A 20,728-nucleotide genomic window follows, 5' to 3' on the forward strand; every position below is an offset into this window, starting at 1 on the left:
AGACCCTCACTTAGCTCAGGTCGCCATCTGTCCCAAAATCCCTGACGACGGACAGTGAACCGTATGCAGACTTCTTTGGACGTTTACGTCTTGGGATGGTTGTTGAGGTCTATCGGGCTGTAAGGCTTAAGGCAGAGACCGTCCTTCGGGACAGTCTCTTTTTCATTGTACTACCAGTCAGCTCCGGCGACGTTTTCTAAACGTTTTGGAGTCCGAAGATATAAGGTTTCTATTTCGTTGAAAGGTGTACCATGTTCAAAACCAGAAAAGTCTGTAAACGTGTGTTCAATCCAAATCGTTTTTTCATCAGTTTGCAGGTCGCCTTTCGTTAGAACCTTGTAAGGACATCCTGACTTGAGCAACGCCCAGGCATCCCCAACTTGACGCTGAGCTTCTGAACTATCCCGATCGCGCCAGCTGTCTAAGTGCACGATAGCTTTTTCGCAGATATTAATGAGTTCCTCTCTGGTGTAGTTTGTTTTCATACAGCTTAATGGTGCCACAGATCAAGAAGTCCGCAACCAGCACCTGTGGATAACCAATCCTAGCTACGTTCTGAGCTACCTTTTTTACACTCACTGCACAGCTAAGTATTTGATTTTATTGAATCGAAACAATGGCCTAGCCACCTATCAGATGGCGGTTCCCAAATTCGATCCGCGCGCCTTAAGTATTTGAAAATAATAGTAAAGGTGGCGATCCCGGCAGGATTCGAACCTGCAACCTGCCCCTTAGGAGGGAACCGTTCATATCACTATTCCTTTTATGATTTCTTGCTTTTGGGTGTTTGTGCAGTGTCCGCCTGTACGTGCTTTGTACGAAAACGGGCCCTGACATCGGCCTCATCCGTCTCTGCGTGGGCATAGATACGCATCGGCAAATTCGGGTCTGACCAGCGGCCAGCCTTGGCCGCCGTGACCGGATCAACGCCCTGACGGACGACCAATTCGGTGAAAAAGCCATGCCGTCCTGCTGGGTGCGCTGAGAGGTACGGGATGCCCGCGCTTTTGCAGATCGTTTTCCAACGCGTGTTGTAACCGGTCGAGCTGCCATAGCCGAAAACACGAGGCTTCATGAACTTGCCGGTCTTGCGGTTCTTCGGGCGCTTGTGCGGCAAAGCCAGCAGCTCGTCCATCATCTGTGGTGAAACCGTGATCCAGCTCTCCGGATGTCCTTTCTGCGCCTTCACCCTGACCTTGTTCTCGGCGGGCCGTAGATCGTCAGGCTCAATCGAGACAGCCTGATCGATCCGCGCCGCCGTCTCGAACATGAACCGAACCAGCGCGGCATTATATGGGTCAGCAGCTTTACAGAACGCCTCGATCCATTCCTTGTCAGCGGGCTTGCGCTCGACGCGGCTGTTCTTCCCGCGACGCTTGTCCTGCGCGATCCGCTCAAATTTGTCATAGGGTTTCACCCGGATCAGCGGCGTGCCTTCCAGCTCGTGCGCGTTATTGATGACCGCACTCGCTGGCGTCACGATTTCGCGCCACCAAGTGTCGGTCGATGCCTTTGGTTTAAGTTTGGGGCCAAGGCCCTTCAGAAGCGCTCCGGAGATTGCGCCCAAAGGCATGTCACCAATTTCCTCGACAATCGGGATCAACTGCTTCGCGGTCTTGGGGGAGGCATTGTAGAGCATGATTGCATCGGAGAACGTCTTGCTTGGCTCATCGCCAACGACATGGCGACGTATCTGCAGCTCAGTTTCGCGGTTTATCCAGTCCCGTGCGCCCGCTTCTGTAGATGCCTTAGTGCTTCGCCGGTATGGGCCTGCGATTGGCCTGCCGTTGTACTCGACCCAGCCCTTAGCCCAGTAGAAGCGACCCCTCTTGTAGATTTGGAGCGGCATGCCTGGCCTCCTTCGAATATCTTGTCGATCTGCGCGGGCGTGATCAGCATGGTCCGCCCCAGGCGGTAGAAAGCGCCGGTTTCGTTTGCCCGCTCGCGCAGCGTGCGCTCCGAGATGTCGATCCCCATGCTGGACATAACCTCGACCCATTGGGCAGGCGTTTTTCCAAGCCCCAGGATTTGCGAGCTGTCTGATTTGTCGGCCTCTGCCATTTCAGTCGTCCTTGTCCGCTTGAGTTGAAACTGCACGCCGCATGGAATCGCTTGTTAAGCACCATTTGACGTGGTCAGATGGGAATAACCGGAATAGTTCGTCATTTTTTGCAATGTTCGCGAAAAAATACGATCTCGTCAAATGGAAACTGAGAATGGCGCGGAAAGACGCTGAACTGTTTGCTTCGATGGGTGCGCGCCTGACCATTGCGCGCAACGAAGCAGGGTTGTCTCAAGCTGCGATGGCTGAAGCGCTTGGTGTCTCGCCAAGGGCTTACCACAGCTACGAGAAGGGCCAGCGCGGCATTCCGGTGGAAGCTTTGGTGGCGTTCGGTGAGCAATTCGATGTCGATGTGCCCTGGCTCTTATTGGGCACCAAGGCGATACGCGCGGGACACGATTTCAACGCTTTAAAGGAGATCGAGACCTCGCTCGATCAGCACCTAAACGCGGAGAAAATCAAAATAAAAAGTGAAAAGCGCGGGGCCATAGTCGCGCGTTGGTACCAGTCGCATGTCGAGGGACGGGAAGTAACGGATGATGACGTTCACACTTGGATCGAACTCGTAAGGGAGTAAGCAAATGCAAAAACCAAGCGACCAATGGAAGAAACAACGCCGGGCAGCACTGGAACGCGCGCGCCGCAATATGATCGAACCCTTGGAGGTCGTTCACCTCGCACTTCTCGGTGCCAGCGCGCTGTACTTGGCCGGATTTCTGCGCCTGAACCTATTCGGTCAGAACGGCGAGTTCTCTCTGGCTTACGGAACCTTCATTCTGCTGGTAGCTGCTGCCGGACTACTTGTACCTGTTCTGACAGGATCAGCATTGACCCTGCACCTCACCGACCGACGCCTGGGAAAGCTCCTCAGTGAATGACACCACTGCAATGATGGGCTCTCGGGTCGCACAGCGACTGGCGCACCATGCTCGCGCGCAGCGAAGAGGCCTAACTTGAATGGCCTTCGGAGTGTTCATTCACCGCAGTGACTCGATCTACGATGACGTTCCCTCGGAACGCTATCAGTTCCCGCCTCAATATTTGTCCCGCGCGCAGCAATGTGAAGGTGACTGGATCGTCTATCTTGAGCCAAGCAAGGTAATAGACACGAAAGGGTACTTTGCAGTCGCAAAGGTTCAAGAGATCATCTCTGACCCTCGAAAATCTGACATGTATTTGGCAGTGATCGAGCCTGGGACTTATCTCGATTTCGGCGATCCGGTACCGTTCCGCGATACGGAGAACATCGTTGAGAGAGGCTTGCTGAACGATGAAGGCCGCATATCAGGTCGCGCACAAGCAGCTGTAAGGACGCTATCCAATGAAGACTTCGCTAGGATCATCGAGCGGGGTCTAGACGATGAGGATGACGTTCTACCCCGTGTGGGAGACCTTGCGGCCGCCACTGGCTTTCAAGATGCCCAAACTCCTTTTCAACACATCCCTGCACGTGAGCGCGTTAATCAACTTACTAGTAGGGCTGTACGAGACCGGAACTTTAGAAAGAACGTGTTGCGTGCATACGGCGAGCGCTGCGCTATCACGGGGCTGCGTTTGATCAACGGGGGCGGGCGAGCCGAAGTAGAAGCGGCCCATATCCGGCCAGTGGAGCACAATGGCCCAGACATCGTCAGCAATGGTCTTGCATTGTCAGGAACAGCGCATTGGATGTTTGATCGAGGCTTGGTCGGTCTGGATGGCGACCTAACGATACTTGCGTCGCGACAAAGCAACGACTTGGCTGCCGTGGCTGCGATGATAAATGCAACTGGAAAGTTGTTGGTTCCGGACCGTTTAGCGAATAGGCCGAGAATAGAGTTTGTAGACTGGCATCGGAGACACGTCTTTAAAGCCTGACAACGAATGAACAAGTTCTAACGCTTGACTTGCATCCTGCGGCTCCGTTTGGAGAAGGGCAGCGATCTTGTTACCGCTGCCCTTCAAGTCAGGTATCACTTGCGCTTGATTGTCTCGACAACGTGAGTAGCCTTCTTTGATTGGGCCTTTTTCACTGTTGTGAAGCGACCGGTTTTGGCGCTGCGGCCAACTTTGAACGACTTGGATTTCATTGTTTTCACTTTCGTTAGCAGATTGAGAATGGAAGGCGCGACCATCGCGCCTTCCGGTCTTTAGGCGGTGGGCTATTCTGGGATCAGAATTGGCCACGCACGGAGCCCAAACGCTTTCGCGTAGAGCCGGTTGCCGGTTTTTGGGCATGTCCGCCAAGGGCGAAAGACATACCGATGTCCCGGCGGAGGGGGCGTGTGACGCTTGGTCATTACACTCTCCACTACGGGGCGTATCTTGCCTTTTTGCCCAAAATCCGCTAACGCAGTCTTTGCTACGGAGACTGATTTGCGCGTTTTTGGGAGGCTCTGCATCGTCAAGCCCCTGATGCACGATGAAGAATTCGATGAGATGGCTCGGGCGCAATCCCGAGCCTTCTTAGTATTTTGAAGCCTCCTTGGAAATTTTGTCCAGGCGAACTGTTGCTGCGGCCTTAGAGACACCAAACTTGAACGAGACGGTCTCCGGCGTGTCGAAGATCGTGATCAAGCCTTTCGGCATTAGAAGGGTTCCAGCGAACCTATCGGCTTGCTTTTCAGCAGATTCAAAGGCCCGCAGCTTTTGCCCCGGCATCGCCCGCTCAAACGGCTGATTTTGCCCAGTGTGCAGTAGATAGTGACCGAATTCATGCGCAAGTGTGAAGCGTGCTCGATGTCCGCCCCCTAACGCCTCATCGTAAACGTCCTCCCTGACTCGTATGAAGGACCCCCTCGGGCACGTGAAGCCTTCTGCGCTGCCCATTTCAGTCACTGTGCCGACTTGGAAGCTGAAATTGTCTTCAGCTTGAGCGAGTTGTGGCAGCGCCTTTTCCAACACGTCGAGTATTGGAAACTGAGGTTCATCTTGATGCCGAAAATACTCGCGCACTTTGTCGGCAACGGCATCAACGCTGGGCCAGCTCATAGGCTGAACGCGGTAGTCTTGAGAACCAGTCATTATCCGTCCTCTTGTTTTTTGAGGATCGAAACAATGCGTTCCAACTCCTGCTGCGACAAAGCGTCAAAACTCGAACCCATTCTTCTAGCCATCAAGCCGGCGGCCTCTCGTTCCAGATTGGACGTTGGTTTGACCGTGAACGTCTTGCGGGACGCATCCGCAAGGTTTCGCAATAGGTTAGCGACTTCCCAATCGAGTTGGTAAGCAGAAACAATACCTTCTTCAAAACCCTGCGGCGGGCTTTTCTCACCTCGCTCAATGGCGGAAATGAAGGCTGGGGATTTCCCAATCAACTTCGCCATATCGGCAAGACGTTGGTCAGTGTCTATTCGAATTTTGCGGATTGCCTTCCCAAATTCAGTGATCATGGCCGTCTCCCTAGGATGGTTAACGGATGCATAACACACCCCGAAGCGCTAAACAACCTTATGGTAGTATAATTCTTCAGCCAGTATTTCCGGGTACACTCAACGCCGCAATGTGTATCATGTATTGACACATGTATCGCACTGAGATACATATCTCCCATGATCCAAAGCACTAAGGGCAAACACGCTGCCAACGCTGTGAAAGGCAAGTATGGCAAAGGCTTCCCGGGTGATTTGGTCAAGCGCACGCGGGCCATGCTTTCGGCGCTGGATGCTGCGGTTGTTGTCGGGGATTTAAGGTTCCCACCTGGCAACCACCTGGAAGAACTCAAAGGGGATCGGGCCGGACAACACTCCGTGCGCATCAATGGGCAATGGCGCATCTGCTTTGTCTGGACGCCGAACGGTCCCGCCGATGTCGAGATTGTGGACTACCATTGAGAGGATACGCTGATGAGCTTGCTTGAAGACCCGATGCACCCTGGTGAAGTCCTGAAAGAGCTTTATCTCGATCCCCTGGAGATGGGGGCCATTGCGTTTGCGCGGCGTTTGGGTGTGCCTCGGACGCGGATCGAGCGTTTGATCAAGGGCACGACTGGGATCACACCTGACACGGCGCTTCGTCTTGCCCGTGTGTTCAACACGACCCCGGCCTATTGGGTGAACCTGCAGACGAACCACGACATGGCCCTAGCAGCCAAGGAGATTGATGTGTCGGATATTGAGCCCCTCGTTGCCGTCTAGCGCGTAGGCAGTGCTCACAATATGGCTACCTGTGCTTTCAGCCATCATCATACCGATAGTGCCTGTACCTTGAGGGGCAAGCCTTCTAGCAACATTGCCTCGCGGCCGCCTGCCAAAGCGTTTAGGAATGTCTGATAAATGATAAGTTAATATCTGATATCAAACAGATTTTACGGATGTCACTTGCATTGTCTCGTATCTTGTTGTATTGAATCTGTGTTGGCGGGAGTCGTTTGCTGACTTTGTAGCGGGGTTGCCTAAATCAGCCCCATTATAAGATTTAGATTTTTTGTCTAGCAAACAATGACTTCCTTGGGCACGTGAATGCTGACAGTTCGATCGGAGTGCTCACTCGATTCGGACGCGACATGGATTGAGACCCGTGTTGGCTAAGCTCCTAGCTGGTTTTTTGAACTGGCTTGTACATGGAATAGAGTAACGTCGCCCCGTTTGGGGGTGACGTTATACTCACATAGTACGGAGAATAGCCTTGTCGGATGACGAAGACCTTCAGCAACATATCGAAGACCTCAAAGACGCGTTGAGGGAATACCCTGAACCTCAAATTCAGGGCGCAAAGCTCAATCAACTCATTGCAAACGTGGTCCCGGAGCTCGACTTCCGCCAGGCTGTTGGAATTCCCGTTGGCCCTGGTGCCCTCAAGAAATTCGTTTCAGATTATTTGTCTGACACACTTGCACACGTCGGCCATAACGGTGGGGATGTGATGTACGGAATCGAAGGTCGGAGTGCGATCGCAAGCGCGATGCAATCTGCCGCATATTGGAAAACATTCGTTAGTCCCAATTCTCAACTGGAGTTAGTTTTCCAGAAAGACAGCGAAGAGTTAGCCGTAAGAACAGTCTCGGAACTGCAGCAAGATGACCAAATTATTTCAAAAGTCACAATCGATGAACACGATAGCATTAGAGAAGACTTCCAGACTGGCCTAGACCCAGATATGGCCGAAAAATTGAAAGGGCTGGAAGGAGAAAAAGACCCATATGGTGAATGGCTGGGACGACTTCGGCAGCAAGGCAACCATATGGCGAAGAGATGGGGCGAGTTCCGACGCAAATCTCTTATCGAGTTGTTCGAGAAGAGATTGGAAGACCTGAAAATTTCAGGCGACGTTGCAGTCCAGTGCACTCAAAAACTCGCAGACTCGCAGTTCTCCTCTCACCTCCAGACCAAGCAACAGAGGTCAACAACCGTATCAACTCCACGTCAAGTTAAATCGGACAAGCTTCCCCACCTTCAGTCGAGATCATCGGAAGGGCTTGATGATGCACGTAAGTTCGCTCAAAGTGTCATAGGCTTGATGGGCTATGAGGACATTCGTGCTGTCCGTCTTCCACTTGGTGCCGTTTTGGATGCGATGGGCATGAAACGGTGATTAAAGGATCACCGGTTTCGCCATGCAGGTTTCCAGGATTTTCGTTGTTGTAAGGCCTGACCAACAGGATGCAATTGAGAAGTTTTGCTTCCATAACCTGATCCCAAGCTGGCGAGAAAAGATCGTAGCGATTCCGGTTATCCCTCCGAAGAACATTAGTCGCGACATTCCTCAAGAGGTCGCTGAGATGATTGCCGGCTATTTCGAGGCCTATGACGGGTGCCCGCAAAATAAGTTGCTTTTGCACAAGGAGGTGGGCTGCTCTCATGAAACCTTACAGACTTTGTGGTGCGAGGCAGGGAACAACGAGGATGCCCTGGATATCGTCTCCACGAAACGAATGCGAGAGATAATCCAAAAAGCTAGCGTCGCTGAGAATGGATTTTGGAAGAATTATGTTGAGAAACAGTTGGCTGAATTTGATGCTGGCAAGTCAAGTTCGACTGCGTGGTTGCAGCAATTCAACGAGCTTGGTATCGGTCCGATAGGTCGGCGGCTGATTATGAAAATTCGCGCTCTGCGCTACGACGGTTCGATGCTGCCATTCGCTCCGAAGGAACATGAAAAGATCGGTCAGAAGACCTGTTACTGCTATATCGAAGATGACGATCAGGGCGGTAGTTGGGTTAGTGTAAAAGACCAACTTACCCATTCTCACAAACCAGAAAGGATAGGGAAAGTACTTTGGGACTCAAAAAGCTCAAAGTTTGAATTGCCTGACCGAGACGACGACGAATTTGTTATCTGCGAAGACGGCCTATGGAGTGGTAAGGAAACGGTCAAACGATTGGAGGCACTTGTCGCGACAGGTGCGAACGGCAGAATTAGGTTGAAGTTTGTCGCCGCGAGCGACTTTGGGCTGATGGTTGTCAGGCACGCGATTCGTCACTTCAACCTTACACATCAGGTTCAGGTCGATGCTCATGACGCCGAGATTGTGAAGTTTTTGAGCGACGGTCTACCGGCGGAACTGATTGCTGGCGATCAGTTCACGCCAAAGGCGTACTACACTGCGCTGCATGAATACGTGCTACCGTGGGCCTTCCTTGATGAAACGGAATGGCCCGACGGACGAGAAGCCGCCATGGACGTTTGCAGAGATATCGGTGCCCAACTTATTGAGCGGTGGTACACGGCCAACTGGCCCGACAAGGACGTTGCCGCGGCTGTGGACCGGTTTTCGCTTGGTGGCGGAAAATTTGCCTCTGCTGTTTTTTTCAAGCGGAGCGTACCCAAGGTCTGTCTGCCACTTTTTTGGCTTGATGGCGAAGTCGTGTACAACGGCAAAGCGATTGAGTGGCGTCCTCTTTTGATCGATCCGAGACGGATTGGGAATGAAAAGCTTCTATATTGAGCCCGTCGACATCGCTCAATGCCTCAATCCCCTCTCCGCATGCGCCTCCTGGCTATCTAGCTGTCCCTCAATCTCTCGGCGGCGGCCTTCGCTAAGGTCAAGCTCTGCTGCAAGCTCTCGTCCAGCGTCTTGTAGCTCGCCTCGTCGTTCAGCAATCCGCTCAAGGCCTTCATGGATGCGGCCTGTGAACGAATGAGCAAGGTCACGCAGTCTTTTAAGCCAGCCAGCTCCCTCTCGATCCTGCCGGTCGAGCGTGTCTCCAAGGCGGTCAAGTCTTTCGCGGAGGCCTCTGAGGCCGTCACCAACCTCTCGACGCAAGCGAGCAAGTCGCGTTCCAAGGCTGTCAGTTGGGTCATCTAATCCTCCTCGATCCGAATGCATGTGACGTGTCTCTCGCCCATCGTGCAGGTGCGCAGGCGCGCCTTCGTTGGGTCCAGGATCAGCCAGATCCCCTCGGGCCGCTCGATCCGCGTCAGGCCCAGTTCCGTCAGCTCCGAGCGCGTCAGATGCACCGTCCAGAAGAAGCTCGCGGCCATCATCGAGGCGATCCCCGTCAGCACCATCGCCGCGATCAGCCAAGGCGAGATCGTCAGCCAAAGGCGGATCGATCTCAGCCGCGTCTCGAACATGCTCGCCGTCTCGGTCTGGAAGCGGCGTGTATCGCTCGCGATGGTATGCTGCGCGGCGCCCACAATGTTCTTCAAATCGATCCTGAAGCTCTTGAGCTGGGACGAGATCGAGGCGACGTGTTCGGCCCTGATCGTGTCGAGCTCCGCGTTCAGCTTCTCGCTCAGTCGGGTCGGCTTGCCAGTCTTCATGAAAAATCTCTCCTTTCAGCCGCCAACGCTCGCCTGTCTCAGGATCGCGGGCAGTGATGTAAGCCTTGCCGGTGCGCGGCAGGTCGAAGCCAGCCTCAGTCAGCGCGTCGATCATGGACGCTCGGTTGGTGATCAGGTCCACATCAATCTGGTCCTGTATCCACGCGTGCAGCTCTTCTCGGCCCTGAGCGCGGGTCGGGGCCTCGATGGTGTCGCGGACCTCCTGCGCCCGCTCAACATCCATCGGATCAGCCCAGCCGTGGCGCTGGTTCATCACGTCGCGCAAACTGTCGAAGGCGTTCTGATAGCCGGGCGGCGCGATGTTGAGGCTCCGTCCCGAGGTCAGCTCTAAGCGCGGCGTGCAGAAGTGAAGCTCAACGCGGTCTTCGTGGGTATGTCGGACCCAAAGCACGTCATATTGCGTCGGGTCCAGCCCCGCGAAGGCCAGATGCTCGAAGCCGTCCATGACCTCCGCTTGCTGTTCCTCGGTCGGGGCGTCGGTTGCGGCAAAGCTGATCACGCCTGCGCGGTAGGTCCATTGGTGGCGGCTTGCATCGATCAAAGCTTCGGTGCGATCGGGATTGCCGCGCAGGACCTCCGGCAAAGGCTCTCGCGTAACCGTCATCGGCTGGCCGTCCGCATCGCGGATCAGGTCGCGGTTGTCGTCATAGGCCAGCACCTTGTCCGCGACGAGGTAGCCGACCGGACCAGCGCCCGCGCCTTTGCCGTTGCGGAAGAACTTGATCAGCATCGGCGCGCGGCCTCGACGATCTGGGCAAGCTGGCGCTCGATGGTCAGCAGGCGGCGGGCAACGGTGAGTGCGTCAAGGTCGGTGCGGCCCGCCATCATCGCGCGGTTCAGCCAGCGGGCGATCTGGTTGAGGTTGCCACCAATGCGCCCGACGGCCAGCACCAACGCCGGATCAACACGGGGAATGGGCTTGCGGCGGCGGGCCTCAGTCAGACCAAGAGCCTCCCGCAGCAGGGTCGCAGCGGGCAGTCCAGCGGCCTCGGCCTTGGCGCGGAGCTCGGCCTTCTCTGCCACAGTGCACCGGAAGACGAAGGTTTCGGTCAGCGGCTCTTTGGAGCGGGTTTTGCCCGCGCCGGTGGGGTTCGAAGGGGAGGCTTGCCGCCCCTCGCAAGGTCCCGTGTCAGAAGCGCCAGCGTATGACATGGGTCGCCTTGCTGTTTGCGCTTCGGTCCGATCATTGGCACTCATGATCTGAGGCCTGCCGCCTGGATTTGGGCTTGTGTGACGAGTTCAGCGGCCAGCAATGCATCGATCTGGCCGGGCGTTATATGGCGGCAAAGCGGATGCTTGTCTGTCACCCAGCCCGCCAAGCCCGTCAGCATCTGTGCTTCCTTGGCTTTCAACTCTTCTCGGCCCCTAGCGATGTCCTCGACGTAGGCACGCCATCTCCCAGACCTAAACCAGTTGTCCGAGAAACAGACTTTCGACCGGGTGAAACCTGCGCTCTCGGTCGCGTAGGCCTTCACCGCTTCGGTCAGGTCTTTGGCGCTGACGCCGTCGTCCAGTGCCGCTCTGATCCGGCTCAAACAGTCTGCCTTCCCGCGCAAGCGGTCGGGCGGATAGCAGGCCAAAACCTTCTCGGCCTCTTCGTCCTCTGCCGCCCCGCGCTCGCGCGTAGGAGGTTTATGGATGGTTTTAGGATGGTTTGGGGGCCATGGTGGCCCCGGTACCCCGGTCACTGTGACCCCCGTTCTGGGTCCAGTCTGGACGGGGTCCACTGTGGCCCCCGTCTCGATATCGGGTTCAGCCGTCAATTCCAGCGCCTCGATCCGCGCCAAATCGATCCGGTAGACCACAGTGAACCCGTTCTTGCACCCCCGCGCGCCGGTCTCGACCAGGATGCCTTCTTTCAGGAAATCCCGGATCGTCCGCTTGACTGTGGTCTCCCCCAGCTCCGTATGCCGCTGGATCGTCCCCTTAGAACACCAGATGCCCGACCCATCATCAGAGGCCTTGTCCGCCAAAAACATGATGATCTGCTTGCGCGTCGCACTCCCGAACTTCCGCTCGGCACACGCATTCGCAACCCGCCAACTCATTGGAAGGCCCCAAAAGCCGCACGGACGTGCGAATTTTGTACAGGTTTTGTACGAGAATTCGGTCGTTTTTGGAGAAATTGGCGGAAAACCAAACGGGAGTTTCTGCACGCTTCTGCAGAACTCCTTGCAAATAAGCCATAATTTTCAGGCGTTTTTGGTGACCCCGGCAGGATTCGAACCTGCAACCTGCCCCTTAGGAGGGGGCTGCTCTATCCAGTTGAGCCACGGGACCGCCGGCCCTTGGTTTAGAGCAAGTTTCAGAAGTTGTCATCGCCTTATGATCCGAGAAATCACATGAGCTTGATAGGCAGGGTTCACCTGCGCTACGAAGGCGTAACAGAACAGGAAAATCATTGTGACAAGACCGAAACAGCGACCGTTGACCCTGCGTGATGTATCCGAGGCGTGCGGGGTGTCGGAAATGACGGTCAGCCGGGTATTGCGCAACAGGGGCGATGTCTCTGCCGCGACACGCGAACGGGTGTTGGAAGCGGCCAAAACCCTTGGATACGTGCCCAACCAGATTGCCGGTTCGCTGGCATCGCAGCGCGTAAATCTGGTGGCCGTCATTATCCCTTCGCTGTCCAACATGGTGTTTCCCGAAGTGTTGACAGGGATCAATCAGGCTTTTGAAGACACCCCGCTGCAACCTGTTGTCGGCGTGACCGATTACCTGCCGGAGAAGGAGGAACGGGTGCTCTACGAGATGCTTTCATGGCGTCCTTCCGGCGTCATTATCGCCGGGCTCGAGCATTCTGAACCGACACGCGCCATGCTGGAAAACGCAGGCATTCCGGTGGTTGAGATCATGGACACGGATGGCAATCCCGTGGATGCGATGGTCGGAATTTCCCACCGCCGCGCGGGCCGCGAGATGGCCGCGGCCATTCTGAAAGCCGGGTATAAGCGGATCGGTTTCATGGGGACGAAAATGCCGCTTGATCACCGGGCGCGAAAACGGTTCGAGGGGTTGACCGAAGGTTTGGCCAAGGCGGGAATTGAGATCGAGGCACGGGATTTCTACTCCGGTGGCTCGGCGCTTGCCAAAGGGCGCGAGATGACCCAGGCCATGCTGGACCGCGCGCCCGATCTGGATTTCCTCTATTATTCCAATGACATGATTGGGGCAGGTGGATTGTTGTACCTGCTGGATCAGGGAATCGACATCCCCGGGCAGATCGGCCTTGCGGGGTTCAACGGTGTCGAGTTGCTGCAGGGGCTGCCGCGGCAGCTTGCCACGATGGACGCCTGCCGCGCTGAGATCGGGGCCGCAGCCGCGAAGATCATTCTGGATCGCAGCGCGCTGCCGGAAGATGCGGACCCGGGAGCTCCGGAGCGTATTACACTGACGCCCAAGATTGCCTACGGGGATACCCTGCGCCGATATCAGCGCGGATGAACAGGCTGACGCTGAACAATACCGAGGCCCGGCGGCTGTTCCTGCACCGTCATGGGCTGAGCGAACCGCCGCAGGGTAACGCCAAAGGCCCGGAACTGCTGGCATTGATCAAACGGCTTGGATTCGTGCAGCTTGACAGCATCAACACCGTCGCCCGGGCGCATGACCTGATCTTATTTGCCCGGAGGCCACGCTACCGCCCCAAGGACCTCAAGCGCCTCTACGAACGTGACCGGGCCCTCTTTGAGCATTGGACACATGATGCATCCGTCATTCCCATGGACTATTACCGCTGGTGGCAACTGAGGCGCCAACGCGACGCAGAAAAGCTGAGGAACCAGTGGCGCGACTGGAGACGCGAAGGGTTCGAGGCCCGCTTCCAGACCGTTTTGGATCAAATCCGGGACGAGGGGCCGCTGTGTTCATCCGATGTCGGCGCGGGTGAAAAACGCGGGTCAGGCGGGTGGTGGGACTGGCACCCGTCCAAAACCGCGCTGGAATATCTGTGGCGCAGTGGCGCGCTTTGCGTTGTGGGACGTAACGGATTTCGCAAGCGTTATGATCTGACGGAGCGGGTGATTGATGAAACGCTTTGCCAACCGCTGCAATCGCCGGATGACATGGTCGCAACCATAGACTGGTGTTGCAGCGAGGCGCTGACCCGTCTGGGGTTTGCCACTCCCACGGAGCTGGCCGCTTTTTGGGACCATATCTCGATCGCTGAAGCCAAGGCGTGGTGCGCGGATGAAGTTGCTCAAGGGCGTTTGCAACCGATCCACATCACCTGCGTGAACGGAGCGCTGCGCGAATGCTACGCCCGGCCCGGCATCGGCACCGATCCTGCGCTGGCGCTGGACCCCACACCGCGGTTGCGCGTGCTCAGCCCGTTCGATCCGGCCCTGCGGGACCGCAAGCGGGCCGAGAGACTCTTTGGGTTTGACTACCGGATCGAAATCTTCGTGCCCGAGCCGAAACGCCGCTATGGCTATTATGTCTTCCCGATCATGGAAGGCGACAGGCTCGTGGGGCGCGTCGACATGAAAGCGTTCCGTGACCGCGACACTTTGCAGGTGCGCGCGCTCTGGCCGGAACCCAAGGTGCGCTGGGGCAAGGGGAGGCAATCAGCCTTTGAGACCGAGCTGTCTCGGATCGTACGACTGGCTGATGTCAGCCAGATCGCCTTCGATGACGGATGGCTGAAGAGCGATCAGTAGGTAGTGGCCGCGCGTGCCGCCTGATCATACTGGCCCGACATCAAGCGCAGCAGCGATGCCGCATGGCTGACCTGCTCCGGTTCCAACCCCAATTCTCCGACCGCGCGCAGGAGAAGACCTTCGCGAATCTCGCGATATCTTTCGCAGGTTTTCGCCCCTTTTTCGGTTGCGGCGACGGTCTTTTCCTTGCCCTGACGGCCATCCCTCACCAGTCCCGCCTTGATCAGCTTCTTGATCGCGTAATTGACCGTATGGGTGTCTTCGATGTTGAGAACCAGGCAGATGTCCGCCAGTTTCTTGGGCCGTTCGCGATGATACACCGAATGCAGCACCAGCACGTCCAGCGCCCCAAGTTCCGGGTATCCGGCCATGGCAATTGCGCGCACCATCCAACGTTGAAACGCGTTGTTTGCCAGTGTGAGGCCAAATTCCAACTCAGAAATCTCTGCAAACGAACCACTTGCGAGGTGCGCGGAGGAAACAACAGGGCCAAGGAAACCATCAGACATGGCTTTAGACTGCCTGATAATAACAATTTGTCAACATTTTGTTGACGTGTTGTGAAAGTTGGGCAGTATTGACGCCAGAGAATCATTTTGACGAGGATTCGCGATGGGTCGAGTGCACCCGGGGCCAGACCTCCAAGCATCCAAAGACTTCAGCAGGCGCAAGACCTGCGAAAACTGCAAAGAACCAACCAACGGAGAGATCAATGACACTGACACGTAAACTCTTGGCGGGCGCTGCCACGCTTGCGCTGACGGCCGGTGCTGCCGCACCCACGTTCGCGGCAGAGACATGGGACATGCCGATGGCCTATTCGGCGTCCAACTTCCATTCCGAAAATGGTGTGGCCTTTGCGGAATGCGTTGGCGCCGGCACCAACGGCGAGATCACAATCGAAGTGCACCCCGGCGGCTCTCTCTTTGCAGGCGCAGACATCAAGCGCGCGATCCAGACCGGCCAGGTTCAGATTGGCGAGCGCCTGCTGTCCGGTCACCAGAACGAAAGCGCCGTGTTCGGCTTCGACAGCATCCCGTTCCTCGCGCCTTCTTTTGACGACAGCGAAAAGCTCTTCAAGGCCGCGAGGCCAAAGATCGAAGCCTTGCTGGACGAGCAGAACCTTGAACTTCTCTACGCCGTGCCATGGCCGCCGCAGGGGCTCTACTTCAAAAAGGAAGTGAACAGCGTTGCCGATATGGCGGGCGTCAAGTTCCGGTCCTATAACAACACCACAAGCCGTCTGGCGGAGTTGACAGGCATGCTCCCGGTGACCGTTGAAGCGGCCGAAATCAGTCAGGCCTTCGCCACCGGGGTGGCCGAAAGCATGGTGTCCTCCGGGGCCACCGGATACGACCGCAAGGTCTGGGAGAGCCTGACGCATTTCTACGAAGTCGATGCCTGGCTGCCGCGGAATTACGTGATGGTCAATCAGGACGTCTGGGCGGATGTCTCCGACGCCAACAAATCCGCGATCCGGGCCTGCGCCGACGCAGCAGCCGCCCGTGGGCTCGAAGCTTCCAAGGCCTATACGCAGTTCACCATGGACGGATTGGCCGCGGGCGGCATGACCGTACAGCCTGCAGGTGACGCTCTGATGGGCGAATTGCGCGAGATCGGCGCAACCATGACCGCCGAATGGCTGGAAGCAGCCGGGGACGAGGGTGCCGCCCTTGTCGACGAATTCAAGGCGATGCAGTAATCGCCCGGAAGCGGCCCTGCGTACGGGGCCGCTTTTTCTTTCCTTCAAACGAGTGGGGGTGGTGACGTGACTGCGATCCGCAAGACGCTTGATTTTCTGTACCTGATCGCCGGTGTGGCAGCAGCTTTGTGTTTGATCGCGATCCTTTTGCTCATCGTTGCCCAGATGATCGCGCGGTGGACCGGAGAAATCTTTCCCGGCGCGCCGGATTACGCGGGCTATGCAATGGCCGCCGCCAGCTTTCTGGCCTTTGCAAACGCCCTGAACAAAGGCGCGCATATCCGCGTGTCGATTCTGCTGAATTCCGTGCCATCTGGCATGAAACGCGTGCTGGAAATCTGGTGCTTTGCCCTGGGGGCGGCAATCACCTGGTATTTTACCTACAACGCCACCTGGTTTGTCTATTGGTCGTGGAAGTTCAATGAGGTCAGCCAGGGGCAGGATGCCACGCTCATGTGGATCCCTCAGTCGGTTATGGTTGTTGGCGGCGGGCTGGTTGCCGTGGCGCTGACGGACAACCTGGTGCACGTGATACGGCACGGCAATCACCGGATCACCCGCGACACCGTCGAAGATACACACGAGGTATAAGCTGATGACCGAACTATACGTAATCGCTCTGTTCCTCATTGTCCTGTTCCTTCTGCTCGGCACTGGCGTCTGGGTGGGGTTGTCGCTAATGGGGGTTGCTTGGGTCGGCATGATGCTCGCCGACGCCAACCGCATCGGCGATTCCATGGTGCAGGAGATCTGGCGGTCCTCGTCCAGCTGGACCCTCACGGCCCTGCCGATGTTTATCTGGATGGGCGAAATCCTTTATCGCACACGATTGTCCGAAGACATGTTCAAGGGTCTGTCGCCCTGGCTGGCGCGCCTGCCCGGCGGCCTTGTGCATACCAATATCGTGGCGTGCACGGTGTTTGCCGCCGTGTCCGGCTCGTCTGCCGCGACGCTGACCACCGTGGGCAAAATGTCCATTCCGGAGTTGCGCGCGCGCCAGTACCCGGAAAACATGGTGATCGGTACGCTTGCGGGGGCCGCAACTCTCGGCCTGATGATCCCTCCATCGCTGGCGCTGATCGTTTACGGCGTTACGGTCAATGAATCGATCACCAAGCTCTTTTTTGCAGGGGTGTTTCCCGGTTTGATCCTTGCAGGGATGTTCATGGCCTATGTCGCCATCGTCTCCTTTGCATCAAAGGACTGGAACCCCAGGGTCGAGACCGGCATGAGCCTTGCGGAGAAACTCCGCAACTCCCGTTTCCTGGCGCCGGTCTTCGCGCTCATCAGCGTGGTCATCGGGTCGATGTACCTTGGATACGCGACCGCGACCGAAGCCGCGGCGATCGGTGTCATCGGAGCACTGACCCTTGCATTGTTCCAGGGCTCGCTGACACCTTCGTCATTCCGCGAAAGCCTGATGGGGGCGATGCGCACCTCGGCCATGATCGCCCTGATCCTCGCGGGTGCCGCTTTTCTCAAACTGTCGATGGGCTTCACCGGTCTGCCCCGCGCATTGGCCGACGGCATCGCCGCGATGGAGCTGAGCCGCTTCCAGCTGCTGATGGCGCTTTTGGTCTTTTACATCGTGCTGGGCATGTTTCTGGATGGTATCTCGTCGGTGGTTCTGACCATGGCCGTGGTCGAACCCATGGTCCGCGAAGCGGGCATCGATCTGATCTGGTTCGGCATCTTCGTCGTGGTCGTCGTGGAAATGGCCCAGATCACCCCGCCCATAGGTTTCAACCTCTTTGTGCTGCAAGGCATGACCAATCACGAAATGGGCTACATTACCAAGGCGGCCCTGCCGATGTTCCTGATCATGGTGCTGATGGTGTTCGTGCTGATCTGGTTTCCCGATATCGCCACGTGGCTGCCCGAAAACCTCCGACAAACCCCGGGCTAGGTGAGGTGATACGTCTGCTATGGTTCATCTCCGACAATGCACGTACTGCTCTGATTATCGGCCTTGCGGCCGGGCTGGCACTGCCCAGCCTCGCCGCGACCCTCCAACCGTTCCTGCCGCAAATGGTGGCCGGGTTGCTGATGATCACAGCCCTGCGGATCGGGTACCGGGCGGCCACCGGGGCACTGTCCGATCTGCGATGGGGGCTGGGGTCGGTCCTTGTGTTGCAACTGGTCCTGCCCATGGGCCTGTTTGGTCTGTGTTACGTCTTTGGCATCGCACACACGCCTGCGGCCATGGCCCTGATGCTGGCCACCGCGGCACCCGCAATTTCGGGATCGCCCAACCTGGCGCTTCTGCTGGGTCAGAACGCCGGGCGGATGATGCAGATACTGGTTCTCGGGACGGCAGCCTTTCCGGTGACCGTGTTGCCTGTTTTGTGGTTGATGCCCGAACTGGGAAAGGCACGGGAGGTGACAGCTGCCGCCCTTTTCCTGCTGGTTGTGATCGCGCTCGCCACTGCCGTGGGGTTCGGACTGCGCGCATGGCTCTTCCCCAGACCGAGTGCCCGCCAGATCAAGGCGCTGGACGGTTTGTCGGTGCTGGCGTTCTCCGCGATCGTCATCGGGCTTATGGCCGCGCTGAACCCGGCCTTGCGCACCGATCCAGGCACCGTCGCTTCATGGGCGCTCCTGGCATTTCTGATCAGCTATGGCGCTCAAATCATCGCTTATGTGTCGTTGAAGAATTCTCGTCTCGCCCATGTGGCGGGACCTTTGGCGATTGGTGCGGGAAACCGGAATATCGCGCTGTTTCTCGTCGCCCTGCCTCCCGAAGTTCTGGCACCGCTGATGGTGTTTGTCGGGTGCTGGCAATTGCCGATGTACCTGACCCCCCTGTTACTCCGCCCCCTGTACCGTCAGGAGCAGCCAAGTGACTGACTTTCCGCGTATCAGCACGGTCGGGCTGTCTGGCATCATCGTCAGCTTTGCCGATGAGATGAGCGAACCTGCCAATCGCGCAGCGCTGGCGTTCCGCGCCGCCGTGAACGATGAGGGCTGGCCCGAAGTCAGCGAAACCATGATGTCACTGGTATCCGTGTTTCTGTCGGTCGATCTGGTCACCACGCCCCCGGAAACCATCGAGGACCGTGTGCTTGCGTTGTTGGGCAGGCAGGACTGGCAGGCCGCACCGTTGCCGCCGGGCCGCACGCTATGGCATGTGCCCACCGTCTACGGCACGGACCTCGCGCCGCAGCTCGAAGAAGCGGCCGAGGTCGCCGGTCTGGACCCGGACGTGGCAATCCGGCAGCTGTCTTCGGCGCGGGTGCGGGTGCTGACGCTGGGGTTTGCACCGGGCCAGCCGTATCTAGGTGAATTGCCCGAAGTCTGGAACATTCCCCGCCAACAGGGGCTGACGAAAAGCGTGCCCTCCGGGGCGCTTGTCGCCGCCATCCGGCAACTCATCATCTTCACGGCACCGACACCCACCGGCTGGCGGCACGTCGGGCAAACCGCTTTTCGCAACTTCCGACCTGACGCCCCACATCCCTTTGCGTTGGCGCCCGGTGACGAATTGACCTTTCCGGCAATCGAGCGCTCCGCCTATGACAGGCTCACGGCAATGGACACTACCGGAGACGGTGGTGCCGACAAGGAAGCGATCGCATGAGCGCGGAACTGATGATACGCGCGGCGGGTCCGGCAATGAGCCTGCAGGACATGGGGCGTCAGGGGTATCTGGTTTTCGGCCTGACGCGGGGGGGGGCAGCGGACAGGCGCGCGCTTTACGAGGGCGCCGCCCTGCTTGGACAGCCCCCCGACTGCGCCGCCATCGAAATGGTTGGGATGGGCGGCACATTCGAAGCCACGGCAGACACCGTCATCGCGCTGACCGGTGCGCGCATGACCGCGACCCGTGACGGCGCGCCGCTGGTCTGGAACGCCTCGCACGCCTTGCCCGCGGGCGCGATGCTGGTCATCGGTGGTGCGCAGGCAGGCACCTACGGGTACCTGCACGTGGCCGGAGGGTTCGACGCTCCGCTGCAGATGGGCGCGCGGGCGAGCCACCTGAACGCCGGGATCGGCGGGTTGTTGCAGGCGGGTGACGCCTTGCCGCTGTGCCCCGGACAAACCGCCCGCAGCGGGTATTTCCTGACGCCCGAAGATCGCCTGCAGGGCGGCACCGTGCGCGTTGTCACCTCGTTTCAGTCGCACCATTTTTCCGAAGAAACCCGGGTGCGTTTCGCGGAAACCGGGTTCCGCCGTGACCCCCGCGGCAACCGCCAGGGTGTGCGGATGGAAGCGGACGGTGACGGATTTTTCGCAGAAGGCGGTTTGAGCATCGTCTCTGAAGTCATCACCACGGGCGACATACAGGTCACCGGGGATGGCGCGCCCTACGTGCTGATGTGTGAAAGCCAAACCACGGGAGGTTATCCGCGCATCGGCACGGTCATCCCCTCGGACCTGCCAAGAGTGGCGCAGGCGGCCGCCGGCACTGCACTGCGTTTTGAATTCATTGACCATGACGAGGCCATCGCAATCGAAACCCGGGCACGCGCCGACATCAAGGCACTTGCTTCCCGCATCCAGCCGCTGATCCGCGATCCGTATGATATTGCGGACCTGTTGCGCTACCAGCTTGTCGGGGGCGTCATTTCTGCCACGGCCGATCCGTTCGAGACATGAAGG

The 20,728-nt window shown here is 57.6% G+C and carries 23 protein-coding genes and 1 tRNA gene; 15 read left to right on the plus strand and 9 right to left on the minus strand.

Annotated features, from left to right (window positions below):
• Positions 1-170 precede the first annotated feature (170 nt).
• Both KX928_RS00005 and KX928_RS00010 read right to left on the minus strand, forming a co-directional pair.
• The gene (locus KX928_RS00005) at positions 171-485 is read right to left on the minus strand and encodes a hypothetical protein (RefSeq protein ID WP_219497569.1); all 315 of its coding nucleotides are present in this window, start codon (positions 483-485) and stop codon (positions 171-173) included.
• A gap of 278 nt (positions 486-763) precedes the next feature.
• Positions 764-1,999 (minus strand): tyrosine-type recombinase/integrase, encoded by a 1,236-nt coding sequence (locus tag KX928_RS00010; RefSeq protein ID WP_257883450.1) that lies wholly within the window; start codon positions 1,997-1,999, stop codon positions 764-766.
• A 103-nt stretch (positions 2,000-2,102) separates the two neighbouring features.
• Between KX928_RS00010 and KX928_RS00015 the strand changes: the two genes are divergently transcribed.
• The 3 genes from KX928_RS00015 (at position 2,103) to KX928_RS00025 (ending at position 3,919) form a co-directional block, all read left to right on the plus strand.
• On the plus strand, positions 2,103-2,639 hold the full coding sequence (locus tag KX928_RS00015; RefSeq protein WP_257883451.1) for a helix-turn-helix domain-containing protein: 537 nt from the start codon (positions 2,103-2,105) through the stop codon (positions 2,637-2,639).
• Positions 2,640-2,643: 4 nt separating this feature from the next.
• Positions 2,644-2,940 carry a hypothetical protein gene (locus tag KX928_RS00020; protein WP_219497571.1) on the plus strand — a complete coding sequence of 99 codons (297 nt, stop codon included), beginning with the start codon at positions 2,644-2,646 and terminating at the stop codon, positions 2,938-2,940.
• Between the two features lie 79 nt (positions 2,941-3,019).
• The gene (locus KX928_RS00025; RefSeq protein WP_219497574.1) at positions 3,020-3,919 is read left to right on the plus strand and encodes an HNH endonuclease; all 900 of its coding nucleotides are present in this window, start codon (positions 3,020-3,022) and stop codon (positions 3,917-3,919) included.
• A gap of 588 nt (positions 3,920-4,507) precedes the next feature.
• On the opposite strand, the gene KX928_RS00030 is transcribed toward KX928_RS00025, so the two are convergent.
• A complete protein-coding gene (locus tag KX928_RS00030) occupies positions 4,508-5,065 on the minus strand; it encodes an ImmA/IrrE family metallo-endopeptidase (protein ID WP_219497575.1) in 558 nt (185 codons plus the stop codon).
• Entirely contained in the window at positions 5,065-5,433 is a 369-nt protein-coding gene (locus tag KX928_RS00035; protein WP_219497577.1) for a helix-turn-helix domain-containing protein, read from the minus strand. Before KX928_RS00035 ends, KX928_RS00030 begins: the two co-directional genes overlap by 1 nt.
• Positions 5,434-5,592: 159 nt before the next feature.
• On the opposite strand from KX928_RS00035, the gene KX928_RS00040 reads away from it, so the two are divergent.
• The 4 genes from KX928_RS00040 to KX928_RS00055 all read left to right on the plus strand — a co-directional run bounded on the left by KX928_RS00040 (position 5,593) and on the right by KX928_RS00055 (position 8,927).
• Positions 5,593-5,874: a type II toxin-antitoxin system RelE/ParE family toxin gene (locus tag KX928_RS00040; protein ID WP_219497580.1), complete on the plus strand. Its 282-nt coding sequence runs from the start codon at positions 5,593-5,595 to the stop codon at positions 5,872-5,874.
• A gap of 12 nt (positions 5,875-5,886) precedes the next feature.
• Entirely contained in the window at positions 5,887-6,177 is a 291-nt protein-coding gene (locus KX928_RS00045) for a HigA family addiction module antitoxin (protein WP_219497581.1), read from the plus strand.
• A gap of 490 nt (positions 6,178-6,667) precedes the next feature.
• On the plus strand, positions 6,668-7,573 hold the full coding sequence (locus KX928_RS00050; RefSeq protein WP_219497583.1) for a hypothetical protein: 906 nt from the start codon (positions 6,668-6,670) through the stop codon (positions 7,571-7,573).
• Between the two features lie 22 nt (positions 7,574-7,595).
• On the plus strand, positions 7,596-8,927 hold the full coding sequence (locus KX928_RS00055) for a phosphoribosyltransferase-like protein (protein WP_219497585.1): 1,332 nt from the start codon (positions 7,596-7,598) through the stop codon (positions 8,925-8,927).
• A gap of 15 nt (positions 8,928-8,942) precedes the next feature.
• Here KX928_RS00055 and KX928_RS00060 read toward each other — a convergent pair whose 3' ends face one another.
• The 4 genes from KX928_RS00060 to KX928_RS00075 form a co-directional block, all read right to left on the minus strand.
• The gene (locus KX928_RS00060; RefSeq protein ID WP_219497586.1) at positions 8,943-10,496 is read right to left on the minus strand and encodes a relaxase/mobilization nuclease domain-containing protein; all 1,554 of its coding nucleotides are present in this window, start codon (positions 10,494-10,496) and stop codon (positions 8,943-8,945) included.
• A complete protein-coding gene (locus tag KX928_RS00065) occupies positions 10,490-10,918 on the minus strand; it encodes a plasmid mobilization protein (protein ID WP_257883452.1) in 429 nt (142 codons plus the stop codon). The genes KX928_RS00060 and KX928_RS00065 overlap by 7 nt, the downstream gene beginning before the upstream one ends.
• Positions 10,919-10,959: 41 nt before the next feature.
• Entirely contained in the window at positions 10,960-11,745 is a 786-nt protein-coding gene (locus KX928_RS00070) for a hypothetical protein (RefSeq protein WP_257883453.1), read from the minus strand.
• Positions 11,746-11,969: 224 nt separating this feature from the next.
• A tRNA-Arg gene (locus tag KX928_RS00075) sits at positions 11,970-12,046 on the minus strand.
• 189 nt (positions 12,047-12,235) lie between these two features.
• Between KX928_RS00075 and KX928_RS00080 the strand changes: the two genes are divergently transcribed.
• Both KX928_RS00080 and KX928_RS00085 read left to right on the plus strand, forming a co-directional pair.
• Positions 12,236-13,213 carry a LacI family DNA-binding transcriptional regulator gene (locus KX928_RS00080; RefSeq protein ID WP_373274785.1) on the plus strand — a complete coding sequence of 326 codons (978 nt, stop codon included), beginning with the start codon at positions 12,236-12,238 and terminating at the stop codon, positions 13,211-13,213.
• Positions 13,210-14,427 (plus strand): winged helix-turn-helix domain-containing protein, encoded by a 1,218-nt coding sequence (locus tag KX928_RS00085; RefSeq protein WP_219497591.1) that lies wholly within the window; start codon positions 13,210-13,212, stop codon positions 14,425-14,427. Before KX928_RS00080 ends, KX928_RS00085 begins: the two co-directional genes overlap by 4 nt.
• Here KX928_RS00085 and KX928_RS00090 read toward each other — a convergent pair.
• Positions 14,421-14,936 (minus strand): winged helix DNA-binding protein, encoded by a 516-nt coding sequence (locus KX928_RS00090; RefSeq protein ID WP_219497592.1) that lies wholly within the window; start codon positions 14,934-14,936, stop codon positions 14,421-14,423. The two genes, KX928_RS00085 and KX928_RS00090, sit on opposite strands and share 7 nt — an antisense overlap.
• A gap of 203 nt (positions 14,937-15,139) precedes the next feature.
• Between KX928_RS00090 and KX928_RS00095 the strand changes: the two genes are divergently transcribed.
• From KX928_RS00095 to KX928_RS00120, 6 genes are all read left to right on the plus strand, one after another.
• Entirely contained in the window at positions 15,140-16,129 is a 990-nt protein-coding gene (locus KX928_RS00095) for a TRAP transporter substrate-binding protein (RefSeq protein WP_219497594.1), read from the plus strand.
• A gap of 66 nt (positions 16,130-16,195) precedes the next feature.
• The gene (locus KX928_RS00100) at positions 16,196-16,720 is read left to right on the plus strand and encodes a TRAP transporter small permease (RefSeq protein WP_219497596.1); all 525 of its coding nucleotides are present in this window, start codon (positions 16,196-16,198) and stop codon (positions 16,718-16,720) included.
• Between the two features lie 4 nt (positions 16,721-16,724).
• Positions 16,725-18,035 carry a TRAP transporter large permease gene (locus KX928_RS00105; protein ID WP_219497598.1) on the plus strand — a complete coding sequence of 437 codons (1,311 nt, stop codon included), beginning with the start codon at positions 16,725-16,727 and terminating at the stop codon, positions 18,033-18,035.
• A gap of 5 nt (positions 18,036-18,040) precedes the next feature.
• Positions 18,041-18,976 (plus strand): hypothetical protein, encoded by a 936-nt coding sequence (locus tag KX928_RS00110; RefSeq protein WP_219497600.1) that lies wholly within the window; start codon positions 18,041-18,043, stop codon positions 18,974-18,976.
• Positions 18,969-19,706, plus strand: a complete 738-nt coding sequence (locus tag KX928_RS00115; RefSeq protein WP_219497602.1) for a 5-oxoprolinase subunit B family protein — start codon at positions 18,969-18,971, stop codon at positions 19,704-19,706. The genes KX928_RS00110 and KX928_RS00115 overlap by 8 nt, the downstream gene beginning before the upstream one ends.
• Complete coding sequence (locus KX928_RS00120) at positions 19,703-20,725, plus strand: 5-oxoprolinase subunit C family protein (protein WP_219497604.1); 1,023 nt, start codon at positions 19,703-19,705, stop codon at positions 20,723-20,725. Before KX928_RS00115 ends, KX928_RS00120 begins: the two co-directional genes overlap by 4 nt.
• Positions 20,726-20,728: the final 3 nt, after the last annotated feature.

Origin of the sequence: Roseobacter insulae (assembly GCF_019375555.1) — a bacterium.
GTDB classification, from domain to species: Bacteria; Pseudomonadota; Alphaproteobacteria; order Rhodobacterales; family Rhodobacteraceae; genus Roseobacter; species Roseobacter insulae.

Bases quoted from the DNA above. Each gene is read 5' to 3' on its own strand.
- KX928_RS00120 (WP_219497604.1), top strand. From the start codon at position 19,703: ATGAGCGCGGAACTGATGATACGCGCGGCGGGTCCGGCAATGAGCCTG.
- KX928_RS00065 (WP_257883452.1), bottom strand. From the start codon at position 10,918: ATGTCATACGCTGGCGCTTCTGACACGGGACCTTGCGAGGGGCGGCAA.
- KX928_RS00035 (WP_219497577.1), bottom strand. From the start codon at position 5,433: ATGATCACTGAATTTGGGAAGGCAATCCGCAAAATTCGAATAGACACT.
- KX928_RS00015 (WP_257883451.1), top strand. From the start codon at position 2,103: ATGGAATCGCTTGTTAAGCACCATTTGACGTGGTCAGATGGGAATAAC.
- KX928_RS00080 (WP_373274785.1), top strand. From the start codon at position 12,236: ATGACGGTCAGCCGGGTATTGCGCAACAGGGGCGATGTCTCTGCCGCG.
- KX928_RS00010 (WP_257883450.1), bottom strand. From the start codon at position 1,999: ATGGGTCGAGGTTATGTCCAGCATGGGGATCGACATCTCGGAGCGCAC.
- KX928_RS00085 (WP_219497591.1), top strand. From the start codon at position 13,210: ATGAACAGGCTGACGCTGAACAATACCGAGGCCCGGCGGCTGTTCCTG.
- KX928_RS00030 (WP_219497575.1), bottom strand. From the start codon at position 5,065: ATGACTGGTTCTCAAGACTACCGCGTTCAGCCTATGAGCTGGCCCAGC.
- KX928_RS00070 (WP_257883453.1), bottom strand. From the start codon at position 11,745: ATGTTTTTGGCGGACAAGGCCTCTGATGATGGGTCGGGCATCTGGTGT.
- KX928_RS00055 (WP_219497585.1), top strand. From the start codon at position 7,596: ATGCAGGTTTCCAGGATTTTCGTTGTTGTAAGGCCTGACCAACAGGAT.
- KX928_RS00105 (WP_219497598.1), top strand. From the start codon at position 16,725: ATGACCGAACTATACGTAATCGCTCTGTTCCTCATTGTCCTGTTCCTT.
- KX928_RS00060 (WP_219497586.1), bottom strand. From the start codon at position 10,496: ATGCTGATCAAGTTCTTCCGCAACGGCAAAGGCGCGGGCGCTGGTCCG.
- KX928_RS00005 (WP_219497569.1), bottom strand. From the start codon at position 485: ATGAAAACAAACTACACCAGAGAGGAACTCATTAATATCTGCGAAAAA.
- KX928_RS00040 (WP_219497580.1), top strand. From the start codon at position 5,593: ATGATCCAAAGCACTAAGGGCAAACACGCTGCCAACGCTGTGAAAGGC.
- KX928_RS00020 (WP_219497571.1), top strand. From the start codon at position 2,644: ATGCAAAAACCAAGCGACCAATGGAAGAAACAACGCCGGGCAGCACTG.
- KX928_RS00090 (WP_219497592.1), bottom strand. From the start codon at position 14,936: ATGTCTGATGGTTTCCTTGGCCCTGTTGTTTCCTCCGCGCACCTCGCA.
- KX928_RS00025 (WP_219497574.1), top strand. From the start codon at position 3,020: ATGGCCTTCGGAGTGTTCATTCACCGCAGTGACTCGATCTACGATGAC.
- KX928_RS00095 (WP_219497594.1), top strand. From the start codon at position 15,140: ATGACACTGACACGTAAACTCTTGGCGGGCGCTGCCACGCTTGCGCTG.
- KX928_RS00045 (WP_219497581.1), top strand. From the start codon at position 5,887: ATGAGCTTGCTTGAAGACCCGATGCACCCTGGTGAAGTCCTGAAAGAG.